This is a genomic window from Acidicapsa ligni, from assembly GCF_025685655.1.
Classification (GTDB): Bacteria; Acidobacteriota; Terriglobia; order Terriglobales; family Acidobacteriaceae; genus Acidicapsa; species Acidicapsa ligni.
On record NZ_JAGSYG010000004.1, the window covers coordinates 72160 to 90239 of the forward strand.

Consider the following 18080-nt stretch of genomic DNA (forward strand, 5'->3'; position numbering starts at 1 on the left):
GTTACTTCGCAGTGCCGTGTGGACCGACGATTTCGCCGTCGCCCATTTTGGTTCCAGCTAGAACGGTGGTGTGAGCGCCGACGCGGGCGCGGGCGCCGATGGTGGTTTCGGCAAAGATCAGTTTGTCGTAGTCGTCGTTATCGTGGGTGTGGGTGTAGATGCGGGCGTAGTTGCCGATGACTGCTCCCTCGCCGAGGTGAATGGCGGCGCGATCGTCGAGCAGGGCGCGCTGGCGGACGATGACTCCATCGTCGATGGTGAGGTTGTAGCCGTAGGTCAGTTCGACGCCGTGGTCGATGCGTACGCCTTTGCCCATTTTGGCGAAGAGATGATGGCCCAGCATGCAGCGGAAGCGGATGCCCAGCCAGTGATTGAGGCCGATGGGCGAGCGGTCAAACATGATCCAGAACCAGAGCAGGGGCTTGCTGGCGGCAAAGCGCTCCTGATCGACGTCGGGATGGTGCTCGGCTTCGAGGGTGATGTTGCCGGGGTCGAGTGAGAGCTGGAGGACGTTGAGGGGAAGTTCGCTGGTGAGGGTGAAGTTGAGTTTGCCCCCGTGCGGTCGTCCCAGATAGAGCTGGAAGAGCTGGTCGCGGACGATCTCGGCGCGACGCTCTGCCGCCTGATGACGCGTGAACTCTTCATCGAGGTAGCCGAGCCAGCGACGGTAGACCTCCTCTGCTTCGGGGAGAGGTTGTGGGATGCGAGCTTGCTTATCGGTCGGAGCGTTTGTGAGTTCGGCCATACACATACGACGATACACCGGCGGGAAAGGATGCGGGGTGGGCAACTTTGCGGCTTTTCGATACGGCTGGCCTATCTGCATTGTCCGCTTTGGAGCGGACTTTTTGTTATCGGCTGGCGGTTGCGTTTTGGGAGGTGCGGTATGTGGCCACAAACTTGCCCGGAGCTGCGGGAAAGGCGGCGTAGGTCAGGCCTGCGATGGTGCGTGTTCCATGGCGGATTTCATGTCCGTTTAGTGACAGACTGGTTAAATTACCTGCGCTCGATGCCATTGGAAGAAGTACCTGAACGCCGTTGCCTCCGGTGCCTATGGCGGTCGCGAAGCTGAGCTGTCCCTGGCTCCATGTCAGATTTCGAAACGCGGATGCATTGCGGCCATCGAGCCACTTCAGCATTTGTGATGCCGTCACGATGGGTACGTGGCGCGCGAGAGCTGAGGATAGGATGGCGTCTGCTCCTTGAGATTTGGGCCAGTCATTGTGCATGTTCGCGGTGAAAACACCGTAGTATTCCGAGCTTCCCAGGGCATTGGAAAGCAGTGAATCCACAGTGTATGGATATATCTGACTGGACTCATCCGTCATCTGCGTCGTGGCCTGGTAGACATCCACGAGTGTGCCGTCCTGACGGGCGAAGCGCATGGGCATCCCCGATCCGGTAAACATGCCGGGACGATTCTGCACCCATTTCGGCGGCCAGTAATAGTAGTTGGTATCGAAGCGGATGCCGTGGATCAGCTCAACCTGCGGCTGTGTATCGTAGTCTCCCCAGGTGACGCAATCGGTTCTGTTACTCACAGGAGCTGGGACGCCAGGATATTCAGTCGCGAAGCCTTTGAGCTGTTGCGTGTACAGGGCATCCGCAGATTGCCGGATCACACTTCGAGAGATGGTTCCATCGGCTGCGGTGGTTGTCTTCGTGGGCCAGTCTGTGCAGGCGGTGTATACGTGAAGCCCGATTTCAAAGCCTTGTTCGGCGAAGGTGGCGGCTTGTGAGGGCGAGATGGATCCCACGAAGATATTGGACGTTGCGCGAACACATTCCCAGTTCTCGATAGAGCATCCGGGGGGGCTTTTCTTCAGGTAACTTCGAAAGCGGCCGACTGTTCCTCCTTTGCCGTGGTCGTCTCCGGTCATGACGATTACAGCTTTGAGTCCGCGTGGAAGATACCAGAAGTGAGGCAGGGGCTTTTTCTCTGCGTTCGTGAGGGTGATGATGTTTGCGAGCAGGCGCTGCTGCTCGTCTGCCTGAGGAATGGCTATCTGGGCGGGATCGACCCAATCCGGCTGCTGGTCGGTCTTGCTTGCTCCGTAAAAAAGATCGTCGGAGCGGACTGGAGGTATTCCATCGCGATCGATTCCGGACCAGAGTGGATTTCCCTGGCGGGTATAGACAATGGAGCGAGCGAGGTCATAGCTGAAGAGGACGACATTGCCGTGTCCGAAGCTGCGCATACAGGATGCCGGGTATGGGGTGGCAGTCTTTGCGTCGCGATACAGCAGGGCAAGCGGGGTGGCTTCGTGGAGGTCGTACAGATCCGCCGATCCGTGAAATTGAATTGGCTGCTTTACGAGGCCCGCGCCCATCGGTGTTTTCGAGTCGATCTTGATGTACGCGTCGTGTATGGAGGGCGGGAGGGCTGCGGGGTCGGCCAGGCTCAATCCGAAGCTTTCGACGAGCTGTTTCTCGGGGCGCATTGCAATGAGATTGCCTCCTGCGGAGACCCAGTCTGTTAGAAGACGGACCTGCGGCTTCGTGATTGGAAATTCTCCCATCAGGACGAGGTCGTATTTATTCAGCGTGGCGCTGTCGAGATGTGCGATGTCGGTGACGGCGAATTCGTTGAAGCCTTCGTTGCGCAGTATCTCCGCATAGTACTGGCTGAAGCCGTTGGTGGAGCTGGTGACGAGGAGAATGGGACCACCTGGTCCATCGGCTGGCGAGGCTGGGGGGGCGATTCCGGTGGTGAATTTCCAGGTGCGATTGGTTGCGAGTGCATGGCGGCGAATGTCCATCACTCCACCCTGTCCTCCACCCGGTACTCCGCCGGTGAGCGTGATCTGGTAGGTAGAGCCTGGGCTCAGAGCGGTGAGTGGAGACAACACGGCCCTGGGTGGTGAATCCTCATAGGCAACCATCGTGGGGATAATTCGGTTGCGGTCGTCACGAAGCTGGAAGGTCGAGGGATTGATCGTTCCACTCAACATCTTTCGGTTGAAGGTTATCGTGATGCGGGTTGTTGCATCGACACCGGCTTCATCTGCTGTGGGATAGACCGATATAGCAGTCGGCGGGGATAAGTAAGAATGTACGACGAAAGCTATAGCGAGCGCGCAGATGAGCAATCCTGTGGTGAGAGCGAGTGGGGTATTGATCCGGCGTGCTCTTTGAGGCAAGCTCACAGGCTTCTCCTTCAACTCATGGCCGCTAATCGATTACATGCTCTGGGGACGATAGCCATGAACCTGTTGGTGACGACGTTGTCTTGTTGGAGATGCTTCGCTTTAGGCAATCAAATAGAGCAATTTAACAATTCGCTGGTGCTTCCTGTGAGTCGGCGCTGTTCTCGCTCACGAGCCAAATCATGAGGATTGGCTGGTTTTCTGAATTCGACATCCCTTTGGATGCGTATCCTATATCGCAAGTATGTTTTTGGCAAGAAAGTTTGCGGCGCGGCTGAGGCTGCGCCCTTTCAAAACAAAGACTTTTGCAGCAGTAAGATTTTTTTATCGACCTGGGATGTTCATAAGAATTTCTATGAACATCCCAGGTCTTCAAACTTTATTTTGCAGCCGGGTAGTTGTGGAGCTGAGGGCCGACGGTGTTGGAGTACTCGTAGTTGTTGCGACGATCGTCGTCGATGGTCCAGAACATGGCGCCGATCATGCCGGGGTAGCCGTGGGGATTGCGTAGTTTGTAAGTGGTTCCGGCGGGGGCTTTGCCGGTGATGATGTAATCCATTGCCTGGTTGACGATGGTGGGCGTGGTGTCGGGAGTCAGGAAGCCGACAGCTACCTGGCTGGGCGGCAGAGGTGGGAAGAAGTGTTTAGGATCGCCGCCGACATTGAATCCGTGGAGCAGTAGCTCGGTCATGGCGGCGTGATAATTCACCGTACCGGGCTGATAGATTTCGCCATCGAGGCCCTGAAGCGGTGGAGTGTTGTAGTCCTGCACATCGATGAAGGAAAGGATGTCGCGGATGGCGTAAGTGATAGCGAGATAGGAACCGAACTGTCCGCCGTAGCTTGGGTAGCCGGAGGGAATCTGTGTGCCTTCGGGCACGAGGCTGATCATGAAGCTGGGGCCGAAGTGATCGTGAAGCTGATGCAGCGCTGAGATGAGATTCACGATTGACGGCGTGGTCGGATGCTGGAAGTTGGTGTCGCCGGGGTCGATGGAAAGTGAGGGACTTTCAAAGTCGATGTCGATGCCGTCGAAGCCATACTCGGAGACGATCTGGGTCACGGAAGAAACATAGTTCGGAACGCGGTTGGGATCGGCGAGTGTGAAGTGCTGACCTCCGCCACCGAGAGAGATCATGACCTTTTTGCCCTTGCTCTTCAGATAGGCGATATCGGCCTTGAATTGAGTTGGGTCGAGTCCTGCGGGCGTTTGAAATTTCATGGTGCCTTCAGGAGCGTCTTTGTCCGGAGTGGCGAAGGCTACGAGGATGATGTCCCATTGCGGCGATACTTCGCGAAGAGGAAAGGCTGTGCCTGCGCGGCCATAACCGGACCAGTAACCGATGAGCTTGTGACCGTTGCCTGCGGAAGTGAGGCCGCTTGCTGCGACTGCGGGCAGCGGAGCGGCGGGTTCCTCATCGTCTCCTCCTCTGTGTCCGCGTGCGGGGCATGGCTGGGCGGCTTCGGTAAGTGTGTTTGCGTCGGGGAAGCTGAATGTGCTGCCGAGGTCTTGCGAGGCACCTGTGTACCACTGAAGCAGGGCTACATTCTGCAGATGGTACGTAGTGGTGGCGGTATGGGCAAGGAAGCCCTTCGACGCGGGGATATTGTTTTTGGGGTTGGTATTGGTGGGTTCGAGCAGGAAGTAGGAGGAGGCGATATGTGTGCCTCCGCATCGGCCTTGATCGCCAGCAGGGACGTGGGCGAGACGCATCCAGGCGGGAACGATATTGCCCGGGGCGCCGGGGCTGCGATAGCCGCCTTCGAGGAGCGGATCATGGAGCGGGTCGTTGATGAATTCGGCGAGCTGCTGGGTTAGCGGCTGTATGTCGCTGTCTTCGACGACAGAGGGTGCCGCGTGGAGATAAGAGCTGAGGACGAAGGAGTTTCCGGTCGCGGAATCTACGCCATGCGTGCCCCAGGAGCAGCACTCGGTCGCGTCTCCATCGGAATAATACGTGGTGTTATGGGTGACGGCGATGACCAGCTTGCCATCCTGACGGGGAAGCTGCTTGAAGAGTTCCTTCTGAAGAAATTGAACATCGACTACGGCGAGAGATTGGCCGCTTTTCTGCGAGGTGAGAACGTAGCCGAAGCCGATGGGGATGGTGATCTTCAGAGGCTTTACTTCGGGCTTGTCAAGCAGGGTGTGCCACCCGCCCTGCCTGGGAAAGGTGGTGCGCAGCAGGGCGTCGGCATACTGCGTTTTTTCGCCGGGGGTGAAGGCGAATCTGGTGAAGATGGGGGAGCTGAGGATGCCGGGCACGTCGGAGGCTGCGTCCATTGCGAAGGGCTTGCCTGCGGTCTTTTTTGCCTCGAAGGAGAGCGTGATGGGGACGAGCACGGTAGGGATGGCAGTGGTGCCTCCCTGTGCAGGGTCACGGCCTACGAGGGTGTAGGAACTGCTGCCGATAGTGTGCTGAAAGGTGGGCACGGTGCCGGCGTTGGTGCCTTGCTGCGCGTGGGCGGCGGCAAATGTAAGCGGCGACAGGGCGAGGAGAACGAGCAAGCAAAGGGATTTGATTCTCATGGGTGGGTTCGGGACCTCCGCCTGCGATGGCTGGCGTTCTCTGATGGTAAATCGCATTCCCGGGAGTGGGCTGGAATCCCCAGTTTTCGCTGGATTGCAGCGGCAGGAATGGCGGGGCGGGAAACTCAGGTTATTCGATGGCAAAGACGGCGTAGACTGTGGCTTCTTCGCGGATCAACTGGGGGCGAATTTCAAGTGGGAGGGTGTTGGGGATTACAGATGCCATTGATACGCTGGAGTACATCTCCGGAATGTTTCGAGGCCTGGCGAAGAAGATTTTTGCGTTCGGTGTTTCGTTGCTGGCGTAGATGAGCGGGCCAAGTCTGACGTGCAGACCCTCTGCCATTTGAGTGGCGACTGCGCGAGCTTTCACCAGGGCGTTCGCTGCGGCTTTTGCCTGCAGATCTTTGCGTCCGGAGAGACGCCACTCGATGTCGCCGCCCTGATTTGCTCCGGCGGAAACCGCCAGATGAAGAACGTTTGCGGCGTTCTGCGGGCTTACGCTTACCTCCCAGGATTGCTGGAAGTGAAATTGTTTTTTAGCTCGGTCTTCGGCTGTATCCCGTTCGTCAAAGTTGTTATTGCGGTTCAGTGTCTGGGTCTTGCTCTCGATGCTTTTACTATCCACGCCTGCTTTTTTGAGGGCGTCCATGACAGCGTGGGAGATGCGGCTGGCTTCTGCGTAGGCGGTTTGCGAGTCCGGCGAGAAGACTTCAAAGCCGATGTTAACGGCGGCGATGTCTGCAGTTGAAGATGCCTCGTCCGAGGTGTTGATGGCAATCGTCTTGTTTTCCCGATTGATCTGGATTGTCTGTGCGGTGGTCAATCCAGGCAAAAACAGAACGAATGTTGCAACAGCAGCGCAGATTGTTTTCATCATCCCGGCCTCCTGCCCGTGCATTTGTGGGAAGGATAGCATTGCTTCCCTGATCCGGAAACAGATCCCGCGAATTGTCAATTTATGGAATTATGCACAATCGATTGCGTATTGAGAATTCTTTATTTTTTTAGGCGTCTGGTGCGGTCAGGATGTGAGGGTATAGTATGACTTCGCTATGAAAAAAACGATTGACTTCAAATTCCTGACTGTTCTTTTGCTCGGCATGATGACTTTTCCCGCTTCGCTTTGCGTGGCCCAATCGTCTGGAACGCATGATGTGCCGAATGCGCAACTGACGAATCGCGACCTGAATGCGCGGGTTGAGGCGCTGCTGAAGAAGATGACCCTGGAGGAAAAGATCGGCCAGACGGTGCAGTATTCGGCGGGGTTTGCCACCGGACCGGCGGGCGCGAAGGTGAGCTATGACGATCTGACCAGGAATGGCGCGGTGGGGTCGATGCTGAACGTGAATGGCGCGGAGCAGACGAACCACTATCAGCACATTGCGATGGAGAAGTCGCGGCTACACATCCCGATTATTTTTGGCATGGATGTGATTCATGGTGACCATACGACGTTTCCTGTTCCGCTGGGCCTGGCTGCGAGCTGGGACGCGAAGCTGGTAGAGGGCGTGGCGCGGACATCGGCGGTTGAGGCGCGCGCGGATGGTCTTAGCTGGGTGTTCTCTCCGATGGTGGATATTGCGCGGGATGCGCGTTGGGGACGCATTGTCGAGTCCTCTGGTGAAGACCCATATCTCGGTGCGGCGATTGCTCGCGGATGGGTGGCTGGATACCAGCAAGGGGACCTGACCAAGCCGGATTCCGTGGCGGTCAGCGTCAAACATTTTGCCGCGTATGGGGGAGCGATTGCGGGGCGTGATTACAACGCAGTGGACATGAGCGACATCACGCTGAGGCAGGTGTACTTGCAGCCGTACCGTGCTGCGGTTGAGGCAGGCGCGGCGACGATGATGAGTTCGTTCAATTCGTTGAATGGCGTGCCTGCGACGGCGAATCCTTACCTGATGACGCAGATTCTGCGCAAGGAGTGGGGCTTCGATGGGTTTGTGGTTTCGGATTGGGGAGCGGTTGGGGAACTGTTGAATCACGCGATTGGTCCGGATGGTTCCACGGTGGCGCGCAAGGCTCTTGTGGCTGGCGTGGACATGGACATGGAGGGCAATCTCTATGCCACGACAATTGCCGCGCAGGTGCGTTCGGGGAAGATTCCGGAGTCGGTGGTGGATGAAGCGGCTCGACGAATTTTGCGGGTGAAATTTGCACTGGGATTGTTTGAGCATCCGTATACGGCGGTGACTCCGGCATACGAGCCGACTGCCGAGAAACGGGCGCAGGCACGGGCGGTTGCCGATGAGACGATTGTGCTGCTGAAGAACGATCCGGTTGAAGGGCTGGGATCGTTGCTGCCGATTGCCAAGGCTGCGAAGACGGTGGCGCTGATTGGGCCGCTGGCAGATTCGCCGAAGGACATGCTGGGATCGTGGGCGGCTCTGGGCGATCCGAAGTATGCCGTTTCACTGCGCACGGCATTGACGGAACGGCTGGGAGACCGGCTGCTTTATGCGGTGGGATGCGGAGTGCTGACGGGCAAGGATGAAGAAGTGCTGCACCACGCTGCGTTTATCGATCAGCAGGCGGCTTCTGCTGCCAAGGAACAGCCCGCGATTGACGATACAAAGTCGATAGCCGAAGCGGTCGAGACGGCGAAGAAGGCGGACGTGGCGATTCTTGCTCTGGGTGAGAGTGCGGATTGGATGACGGGCGAAGCGTCGAGCCGGGCAGATCTTAACTTGCCAGGTCGGCAGGAGGAGTTGCTGGAGGCTGTAGCGGCTACTGGAAAGCCGGTGATCCTGGTGATGTTTACGGGGCGGCCGAGCACGATCAAGTGGGCTGGAGCGCATGTGCCTGCGATTGTTGAAGCGTGGTTCCCTGGGATGGAAGGCGGCCATGCGGTGGCGGATGTTTTGTTTGGCGATGTGAATCCTTCTGCCAAGCTGCCTGCCGGTTTTCCGCGCTCAGTTGGTCAGGAGCCGCTTTACTACGCACAGATGCCGACGGGTCGGCCTGCACATGGCGATCTGAGTCACTTGCCGACGAATGCGGCTGAAAAGTTCCTGTCACGCTATCTGGATGAGGAAAATTCAGCGCTGTTTCCGTTCGGATGGGGATTGAGCTATACGCGCTTCAGTTATTCGCAGCCAACAGTCAACAAGACGACGGTTACGTTGCACGATGTTGTGGAGGGACATGCTGCTGCGCTCACGGTTGGCGTGGATGTGAGCAATACGGGCAGCGTGGCTGGGACGGAAGTTGTGCAGCTTTATCTGCGTAATACTTCAGCTTCTGTGGAGCAGCCGGTGCGCGAATTGAAGGGCTTTGAGCGCGTTACGCTGAAGCCGGGCGAGACGAAGCATGTTGATTTTCCGCTGGGATTCAAGGAGTTGAGCTTCGTTAACGTGGAGAGCAAATGGACTGTTGAGCCGACTACGTACAAAGCGTTTGTTGGAGGCAGTTCGCTTGCCTCGAAGGAGACGAGCTTCGAGGTTCAGTGAGGAACGTTCAGTAGAAACGTTCAGCAAGGAACGGTTAATCTATTCCGATGCTCTATTCCTAGCAAACAAATCGGGGACTGCGATTCGCAGTCCCCGATTTGTTTTTGTTTGAGATAAGCGCTCAGACTTTGAGGAAGATGCGTTTGCGATACAGGATCCAGATGGGAATGAAGCATACGACGAGATAGGCAAACGAATAGGCAAAGGAGCCGAGTCCACCGTGGCCGATGGGGAGAAACCAATGCGTGTCGACCCACCCGGTAGCGTCGAAGGGCTTGCCATGAATCCAGCCAGCGACAGCGTTGATTGTGGTGCCAAGCAGCTCCGAGATCATGTAGACGGCGATAGCGTTGGAGCCGAGAACGATCCAGGGCCAGATCCATTTGCCGCGCCAGTCTTTGACTTCAATGACCCAGAAAAGCAACGCCAGTGCAGCGGTAGAGATGCCTGCGGCGACGAGGACGTAGGAACTGGTCCAGAGTTTTTTGTTGAGCGGAAACCAGATGGCCCAGAGAGATCCGAGGGCAATCAGCCCGGCGGCAGCACCGGCCAGTCCAGCAGCTTTGCCGGTGAGCGTGTGCTTTGTTCTCATCCACATGCCAGCTAACATGCCAAGCAGGCAGGTACCCATTGCGGGCAGTGTGCTGAGCAGACCTTCGGGGTCGCGCGTGATTTCATAGAGGCGATGTGGGAAGACGTGGCGATCGATCCAGGCGACCAGGTTGGCATCGCGATCGAGGAATGGGATGTCACGGCCGGGAAGACCGAGGCCAGGGACGGGCACCCAGCGCATGAGTATCCAGTAGCCGACCAGTGCGCCGACGATGATGGCAATCTTGTTTGCTGGTTTGCTGTTCCACAGGTAGAGCAAAGAGGCGATCAGGTAGCAGATGGCGATGCGCTGGAGTACGCCGTAGATGCGCCATGTTCCCCACGGGATATGGGGGAAGTGGAAGAGTACTTCTGCGTAGCCATTGATGATGGTTCCGAAGAGGAAGAGGATTGCGGCGCGGCGCAGGGTCTGCCAGGCGAGCTGCGTGCGGGTTGCGCCTTTGGCGAGTCGTGCTTCGAAGGCGAAGACTATGGATGCTCCGACCACAAAAAGAAAAGTGGGGAAGACGAGGTCGGTGGCTGTCATGCCGTTCCAGTCGGCGTGCTTCATAAATGGCCATGCGGTGCGGTCATCGCCGTTGTCGTTGACCATGATCATGAAGGCGATGGTGATGCCACGCAGCGCATCGAGCGATATGAGGCGCCGGACAGGATTCGGCGCAGGTGCTGTGACAGTTGCGGTCATGTAGTTCAGTTCTCCCTTATGTGAAGCGAACGTGGAGTGCTATGTTTGCGCGATTCGTTCTGGGGCGAAGCGGCCTGGCAAGTCTTGCATGTTCTTTGTATGTCAACAAAGCTATCGCCTCTGGGCACTCTTCGCAAGTGCGTTTTGGCTGGAGGGAGCCAGCAATCTAGTCCATACGGTACACTTTGCCACGTGAGAGTTTCGTCGTCGCAGTCTTGCATTCCATATTTACGCCTAGCCGTTTTGAATATCGCCGTGCTGATGATGGCGGCGGTTGGCGGCAGCTTGCATGCCCAGCCAGCGCAGGAGCAGACGAGCGGAGGTATGGGCGGCAACTCGACTGGAGCCGCGGCTAAGGCGGAGTATGACGCACAGCATCGCCCTATTACTGCGGGCGGATTCGTTGCGACAGGCCCGGTCATTTTTGCCGACATTTCGGATAAGTCCGGAGTCTCCAAATGGAAGCATGTCATGGGGACGCTGGAGAAAAAATACATCCTGGATGCGAATGGATCTGGCGTTGGATTGATTGACTACGACGGCGATGGCTGGCTGGATATCTACCTGGTGAACGGGTCGACATTCGATGCGTTGGATGGGAAAGAACCTTCGCCCCATGCCGCGTTATTTCATAACAACCACGACGGGACTTTTACGGATGTTGCGGCCAAGGCTGGAGTAACCAATGACCGCTGGGGCTATGGCGTGGCTGTTGGGGATTTCGATAACGATGGCTGGCCCGACATAGCCGTGGCTAACTATGGGAAGAATCGGCTTTATCGTAACAATCACGATGGAACTTTTACCGATGTTGCGGAGAAGGCCGGGATAACTCTGGGTAACTGGTCTGCGGGAGTTACATGGGGAGATTATGACGGGGATGGCCGCCTGGACTTATTTATCTCAGGTTACATCCATTTTGATCGGAACAATCTACCCGTCAGTGGAAACAAGGCTGTGGGTTATGCGGCGTGCAAGTTTCGCGGGGTGGTGGGTATGTGCGGCCCACGCGGGTTGCAGGGAGAACCGGACCATCTCTTTCATAACAACGGCGATGGGACTTTTACGGATGTAAGTGTGAAGGCTGGTGTTTCCGATTCCGGCCGCGCTTATGGATTTACGTCGATCTTTGTAGATCTCAATGGTGACGGCAAGCCTGACTTGCTGGTTGCGAACGACTCGGTGGCCAATTACTTGTATCTCAATAAGGGAGATGGAACGTTTGAGGATGCGAGTTATGTTTCCGGTTTCGCGGTGAATAAGGATGGTCGCGAGGTTGCTTCGATGGGCCTTGGTGTTGGAGATTACGAGAACAACGGTTTACTGGATATTATCGACACGGATTTTTCTGATGATTACAAGGTGCTTTTTCATAATGATGGAGATGCAAGCTTTACGGATATGAGTTATCGCGCGAATGTTGCGCAGGCGGGTATTCCTTTTCTGGGTTGGGGCGCGGGTTTTCTCGATTATGACAACGATGGTTGGAAAGACCTCATGATGGTGAATGGGCATGTGTATCCGTATGCCGGTGATCATGACTGGGGGACGAGTTATGCTGAGCGGCCTCTGCTCTTTCACAATATAAAAGGCGGCAAGTTTGAGGTTGTGCCGCCGGTAACTGGGACGGGGCTTGCGGATGTGATTCCGGCGCGTGGGGCTGCTTTTGGGGACTTATTCAATGACGGCAAGATCGATGTCGTGATCAATCCTATTGATGGGCCTGCCGTGTTGTTGCGTGACGTCAATGCGGACCATCATCATTGGGTGGAGTTGAAGTTGATTGGCGGGGGCAAGACTGCAACGAGTCCGGGTAGTCCGCGTGATGCTATGTGCGCCACGGTCTATTTAAAGCGGGAAGGCATCAGGCAACGCGAAGATGTGATGAGCAGCGGCAGTTATGTTTCGGCGAACGATCAACGGCTGCATTTTGGTCTTGGCGATGCGACTGACGCGGGCGTGGCGGAAATTCACTGGCCATCGGGCGCTAAGGAGTCAGTGAAGATTCCTGCGGTCGATCAGATTTTTATTATTACGGAAGGCGTGGGTATTACAGCTTCCCTGTGTGAGGGCAAGCCGTGCCCGGTGACATCGGCCGGTACATTGTCGAAGCACTGAGCACGGCTGCAAATATTCTTTAATATCAATGACCCAGCTGGTCCGTTCTGACTTTGCCGCGAAACATCCAGTAGACGAGGGTGAAGTATCCGATGGCGAGAGCCATCCCCAGGCCCCACCAGATCAGTCCTACCTGCAGCGCGTACGGGCCGCTGATGGCTCCGTTCAGAGTGATGTCGCGGCTTGCTCCTGTTGAGGCGGGCAGCAGGGTCGGGAAGAGTCCCCAGCAAGCACCGACAAGCATGAGTGCGAGATATGAGCCGGAGCAGAGAAAGGCACGTAGCGGTTTGCCTGCGCGATTCAAAATCCAGATGCCTGCGAGTGCTGCTAGTACGCCAACGGGTATTAAAAACGTGACTGGATATTTGTAGTAATTGGCGAGACTGGTGGGGCGTACGTGCATGGTGGTGAAGAGACTGACGATGGTGAGTAGAACGAGAACAATCCAAAGTGGCCTTACGATGCGGCGTGCGCGTGCTTCAAGGTCTCCTGAGGTTTTGATCGTGAGCCAGAGTGCGCCGTGAAGTGTGAGCGAGACGCATGCGACGAGGCCGCCGATGACGGTGTACCAGTCGAGAATGCCGGGATGAACACCGGGTTGCCAGTTGGTCCATAGAGGCAGAAAGAAGTATCCGTTAGCGTCTAGCGGCACGCCGCGAACGACGTTGGCGAGTGCTGCTCCGTAGAAGATAGTGAGCAGAAAACTGGAGAGACCGAAGAGGCCGTCGAGCAGGGATCGCCATACGCCGAGATCGAGATGATTGCGAAGTTCAAGGCTGATGCCGCGCAGCATGAGCAGCCAGAGAACGATCATCAGGGGCAGATAGAATCCGCTGAATGCCGAGGCGTAGAGCCAGGGAAATGCGAAGTAGAGTGTGCCGCCCGCTGCCAGAAGCCAGACTTCGTTTCCATCCCACACGGGGCCGATGGAGCGGACGGTGGTTTGCCGCTCCTGCTCGTCGCGTGCGAGGAAGAGATGCAGTATGCCCACGCCTAGATCAAAGCCATCGAGAACAACATAGCCTGTAATCATGATGGCTACAAGCCAGAACCATAGGAAGTTCATTGTATTCATTCCTTTCGACATACGAGATCGGCGTAGACGTCAGCTGGCTAATGCCTCAGCAGCGGCGGTGGGAGCGTGAGCGGGGCCGGTGTTGATTTCGCGATAGATGAGGACGATGAACAGGATCGATAGCAGGGAGTAGAGGCCCATGAAGCCGAGTAGCGTGAAGAGCGCATTGCTGGCGGAGACAGTTGGCGAGAAGCCTTGCTGGGTTCGCAGGAGTCCATAGATGAGCCAGGGCTGCCTGCCGATCTCGGCGGTCATCCACCCGGCGGTGTTGGCGATGTAGGGAAGCGGAAAGCTGAGTAACAGTGCCCAGAGAATCCATGTAGCGCGATATAACTTTTTTCTCCAAAGAAGAAATGCTGCGATAGCCATTACCAGCACGAAGTAAGTGCCTAGCCCAGCCATGATGTGGTATGCGTAGAACAACAACGGCAAGGTGGTTGGCCATTGATCGCGGGGGAACTGATCGAGTCCTTTGACCTCAGCCTTGGTGGTGCCGTAGATGAGGAAGCTTAAGACATCATTGACCACGATTGGATTGTCGATGAGGCCGGTATCTTCGTTGGGCTGACCCATGAGTACGATGCCTGCTCCACTCTCGGTTTTGAATTGTCCTTCCATGGCGGCCATAGTTGCGGGTTGATTGCGCGCGAGGTATTTGCCGTGCAGATCGCCGGTGGGAAAGATGATGGCGATTGAGGCTAACAGGCCTACGATAACTCCTACTTTGACGTAGATGCGCGCGTAGTGCTCGAAGCGTTTTTCGAGCAGATAGAATGCGCCAGTTGCAGTCATGACGAAAGCGCCGGTGATCACTGCTCCGCACATGTTATGCATGTATTGCAGAAGCGCCCAGGGGTTGAGGAGCAATCCGGTAAAGCTGGTGACTTCGTAGTGGCCTTGCTGTGTGAGGGTGTAAGCGACGGGATGCTGCATCCACGCGTCGGTGACGATGATGAAGAAACCGGAGAGCCATGAGCCGAGGAAGACGAGCAGCGCGGAGAACCAGTGCATGACTTTCGAGAGCCGCTTTTCGCCGTAGAGAAAGAGACCGAGAAAGGCGGATTCGAGAAAGAAAGAGAAGACGCCTTCCATGGCAAGAGGCTGGCCGATGACTCCGCCGGAGACACGCGAAAACTGCGCCCAGTTCGTGCCGAATTCAAACTCCATAGGGATGCCGGTGACGACGCCGAAGACGAAGTTAATGCCGAAAACACGGCCCCAGAAACGGGCTGCCTGATCCCAATATTGGTCACCGGTGCGCAGGGCAACTGTCTTGAGAATTACGATCAGCAGAGCCAGGCCCATGGTGAGTTGCGGAAAGAGATAGTGATAGGTGATGGTGAAGGCGAACTGGATGCGGTGCATGACTTCCTGATTCATAGGCCCCCTTGTCAGTGACTCGTTCGTAGCCGCGATGACTTAGTGTTCGGATAGCGGGTGGGCGTTGGCGGCAACGTGCGACTGCATCTGAGTTTTGCTTACTGAAGATCTTGCAGCGTGGTGATGCTGCACTCTTCGTACCACTCTCCGGTATCAATTTCCGTAACAGGCGGAAGGATCATTATGGACCTTATTGCGAGAGATTCATGTGATGCCAGTCACAATATGGGATGTAAGTCGAAGCGTTCCATGATGTAGTAATTTGAGGCGGTCGCTTACACTTAGGAAGTGAGGGCTGAGGTTTCGATGCGCATTGCAATCATTGGCGGCGGTATTGCGGGGTTATCTGCTGCTTATGATCTGGCGCAGGCGAAACAGGCTGGCGCTGCTGTTGAGTACGAGTTATACGAGGCAGATTCGCGGCTGGGTGGCGTGCTTTCTTCCGAGGCGATTGATGGCACGGTGCTGGAGCATGGGCCGGATTCGTTTTTGACGGAGAAGCCTGCGGCTGCGCAGTTATGCCGCGAGCTTGGGCTTGAGGCGGATCTTATCAGTTCGAATGATGCTTCGCGCAAGACGTTTATCCTGGTGCGCAATCGGCTAGTTGCTCTGCCAGATGGGCTGATGTTTCTTATTCCTACAAAGCTGATTCCTACTGCGCTGACGGGGCTATTCAGCCTGGGCACAAAGCTACGTATGGCACGGGAGTTACTGCTGCAGCCTAAGTCGCATAGTGAGGATGAATCCGTGGCGGCTCTGGTGAAGCGGCATTATGGGCAGGAGACGGTAGACAGGCTTGCCGATCCGCTGCTCTCTGGAATTTATGGAGGAGATGCCAGCCAGCTAAGTGCGCAATCGGTGTTGCCGCGCCTGGTGGAGATGGAGGCACGCTATGGTTCACTTACGCGGGCCATGCTGGCAGGGCGACGCGCGATGCGTGCGGCGCAGGGAAAATCCGGTGGTGCGAAGCCGATCTTTACGACGCTTCGGCACGGTTTGCAGCAGATGGTAGATGCGATGACTGCGAGGCTGGAATCGGACAGGCTGCATGTGAAGAGCCCTATCGTCGCGGTTGAGCGCGAGGGCGATGGTTGGCTGGTAAAGAGCCTGGACAGATCAGAGAGATTTGACGCGGTCATTGTTGCTACTCCGGCGTGGGCTTCGGCGATATTGTTGAAGCCGATCGATAGAGAGCTGGGCAGGGAGCTGGGCGAGATTCCATACACTTCGTCGATCACGGTCAATCTTGTTTATGACGAAGTAGAACTCGGGCGGCTTCCGAAAGGTTTCGGGTTTCTCGTGCCAGCGGTGGAGAAGCGTGCGCTGCTCGCTTGTACTTTTGTTCACCGCAAATTTTCCGGGCGTACTGCACCGGGGAAAGCTGTATTGCGGGCTTTTCTGGGCGGAGCTCACAACGAGGAACTGCTAGCGGAATCGGATGAGGCGCTGGGTAACCTGGTGCGCGAGGAGTTGCGCCAGATTCTAAGCATTACGGCTGTGCCGGAGCTGGTGCAGGTGCGGCGTTGGCGTCGGGCGATGGCTCAATACGCAGTGGGGCACAAGGCGCGATTGCGGCGTATTCGAGTACGCCTGGACGAGCTGCCGGGGCTGCATCTTGTGGGCAATGCTTATGACGGGATCGGAATTTCGGACTGCATTCGGCTGGGGCGACAGGCGGCGACAGAGCTGGTCGCTGCCTGCGAAAATTACGCGCCCAGATGACCCAGCCATAATCCAATCGCGTAGGTGACTGCGCCTTCGACGGCACCAACTGCGGTCATTTCAAATCCGCTGGCCCACCAGGAGCGGACGGTGATGAGGGATTTTGCTGCACCGACGGCGAAGTGCGCAATCAGCGAGATGATAGCTGCGGTGATCACGGCCGGCGTGCCGCTCATGAAGAAGAACGGGATTACGGGGATGATAGCTCCGACGGCGGTGGAGAGTGCGCCGGAGGTTGCGGAGACCCAGGGGACTTTCAGGCCTTCTTCGCTGGTGTTGAGGCGCTCGGCGGCCAGCGCTTTGAGTAACTGGTTGGTGTCTCCAGCAATGTGTTCGACTACGCGCTGAGAGTCTTCTTCGGGCAGGCCTTTGACCTGGTAGTAGAGTGAGAGCAGCTCGCGGGCTTCAGAGGGATTCATGGCGATGGCTTCGCGTTCGCGGATGACTTCAGCTTCGTATATTTCGCGTTCGCTTTTGGCTGCGAGGTAGGCGCCGGAGCCCATCGAAAGTGCGCTGGCGATCATGCCTGCGAGGCCTGCCAGCAGCACGTATTTCCCATTGCCAGCGGTAGCGCCGGAGACGCCGGAGACGATGCCGAAGATGGCGCCGAGACCGTCATTGACGCCGTAGATGGCGTCGCCGATCCAACTGCCTCCGATGGCGCGGCCTTTGTCGCGTTTGGCGAGCAGCTCTTCCAGCATCCCCTTGGCGTCGACGATCTGCTTGCCACCCTGGATGGCGTGGGAGCGGCCGCGGAGCAGTGAGCCCAGTTCGCGATAGTGATGTTTTTCGTCTTCGATGACGTGTTCGAGGATGGAGATGGAGGCTTCGTCGCCGAGGTCTTTCAGTTGGGTGCCATAGTTGGCTATGTGGCGGCTCTCTTCGATTTCGAGTCGGCGCAGGGCCATGAGCGGTCCACCGGCGCGGCTGGCGAGGGAGTCGGCGTTGCCGTGCGGGTTTCCGGTGTAGACGGGCTGCTTGCCGCCCAGCTCGGTCAACCGTTGTCCCCAGAGCGCGGCGTGTTCGAGCTCGGCGCTGGCGAGGTGGCGAAGTACTTGCGCGCGTACCGCGTCGTTTTCGCGGTCGGCGAGGGCGAGGTAGGTGTAGTAGCCCTCCATTTCGGCCTGCCAGTTGCCTTCGAGTGCTGCCAGCACCTTGCGGGCGCGGATGTTCTTTCGGGGATCGAGCGCCACGGTTCCTCCTGATTCTTCCTTGCAGCATAGCTGAAATCGGGCTGTATCCGTTAGAAGCTCAAAAGAGGAGTGTCCGCGCATTTCCCCCCGGTGATCTTTAACGTATAGTGTTCTGTGCAGTCAGTAGATAGGCGGTAGTCTTTCGTTTCGACGCAGGGGCCGCC

At 56.9% G+C, this 18080-nt stretch carries 11 protein-coding genes; 3 read left to right on the forward strand and 8 right to left on the reverse strand.

Going from position 1 to position 18080, the window contains the following annotated elements; all coding sequences use genetic code 11:
• Position 1 precedes the first annotated feature (1 nt).
• From OHL19_RS14585 to OHL19_RS14600, 4 genes are all read right to left on the reverse strand, one after another.
• Complete coding sequence (locus tag OHL19_RS14585) at positions 2–745, reverse strand: acyltransferase (RefSeq protein ID WP_263358452.1); 744 nt, start codon at positions 743–745, stop codon at positions 2–4.
• A gap of 106 nt (positions 746–851) precedes the next feature.
• Positions 852–3146: an Ig-like domain-containing protein gene (locus tag OHL19_RS14590; RefSeq protein WP_263358453.1), complete on the reverse strand. Its 2295-nt coding sequence runs from the start codon at positions 3144–3146 to the stop codon at positions 852–854.
• Positions 3147–3525: 379 nt separating this feature from the next.
• Complete coding sequence (locus OHL19_RS14595; protein WP_263358454.1) at positions 3526–5676, reverse strand: chitinase; 2151 nt, start codon at positions 5674–5676, stop codon at positions 3526–3528.
• Between the two features lie 130 nt (positions 5677–5806).
• Positions 5807–6556: an SIMPL domain-containing protein gene (locus OHL19_RS14600; protein WP_263358455.1), complete on the reverse strand. Its 750-nt coding sequence runs from the start codon at positions 6554–6556 to the stop codon at positions 5807–5809.
• Positions 6557–6731: 175 nt separating this feature from the next.
• Between OHL19_RS14600 and bglX the strand changes: the two genes are divergently transcribed.
• Positions 6732–9131, forward strand: coding sequence for a beta-glucosidase BglX (gene bglX / locus OHL19_RS14605; protein WP_263358456.1), 2400 nt, complete (start codon positions 6732–6734; stop codon positions 9129–9131).
• Between the two features lie 121 nt (positions 9132–9252).
• Here bglX and OHL19_RS14610 read toward each other — a convergent pair whose 3' ends face one another.
• On the reverse strand, positions 9253–10428 hold the full coding sequence (locus OHL19_RS14610; protein ID WP_263358457.1) for an acyltransferase family protein: 1176 nt from the start codon (positions 10426–10428) through the stop codon (positions 9253–9255).
• A 261-nt stretch (positions 10429–10689) separates the two neighbouring features.
• On the opposite strand from OHL19_RS14610, the gene OHL19_RS14615 reads away from it, so the two are divergent.
• Positions 10690–12546, forward strand: coding sequence for a CRTAC1 family protein (locus tag OHL19_RS14615; RefSeq protein ID WP_396126791.1), 1857 nt, complete (start codon positions 10690–10692; stop codon positions 12544–12546).
• Between the two features lie 25 nt (positions 12547–12571).
• Here the strand turns inward: OHL19_RS14615 and cydB are convergent, their stop codons facing one another.
• Complete coding sequence (gene cydB, locus OHL19_RS14620) at positions 12572–13612, reverse strand: cytochrome d ubiquinol oxidase subunit II (RefSeq protein WP_263358459.1); 1041 nt, start codon at positions 13610–13612, stop codon at positions 12572–12574.
• A gap of 39 nt (positions 13613–13651) precedes the next feature.
• Positions 13652–15001 (reverse strand): cytochrome ubiquinol oxidase subunit I, encoded by a 1350-nt coding sequence (locus OHL19_RS14625; protein WP_263358460.1) that lies wholly within the window; start codon positions 14999–15001, stop codon positions 13652–13654.
• A 306-nt stretch (positions 15002–15307) separates the two neighbouring features.
• Between OHL19_RS14625 and hemG the strand changes: the two genes are divergently transcribed.
• Positions 15308–16723 (forward strand): protoporphyrinogen oxidase, encoded by a 1416-nt coding sequence (hemG, locus tag OHL19_RS14630; protein ID WP_263358461.1) that lies wholly within the window; start codon positions 15308–15310, stop codon positions 16721–16723.
• Here the strand turns inward: hemG and OHL19_RS14635 are convergent.
• Positions 16708–17916, reverse strand: a complete 1209-nt coding sequence (locus OHL19_RS14635) for a VIT1/CCC1 transporter family protein (protein WP_263358462.1) — start codon at positions 17914–17916, stop codon at positions 16708–16710. The genes hemG and OHL19_RS14635 overlap by 16 nt on opposite strands.
• Positions 17917–18080: the final 164 nt, after the last annotated feature.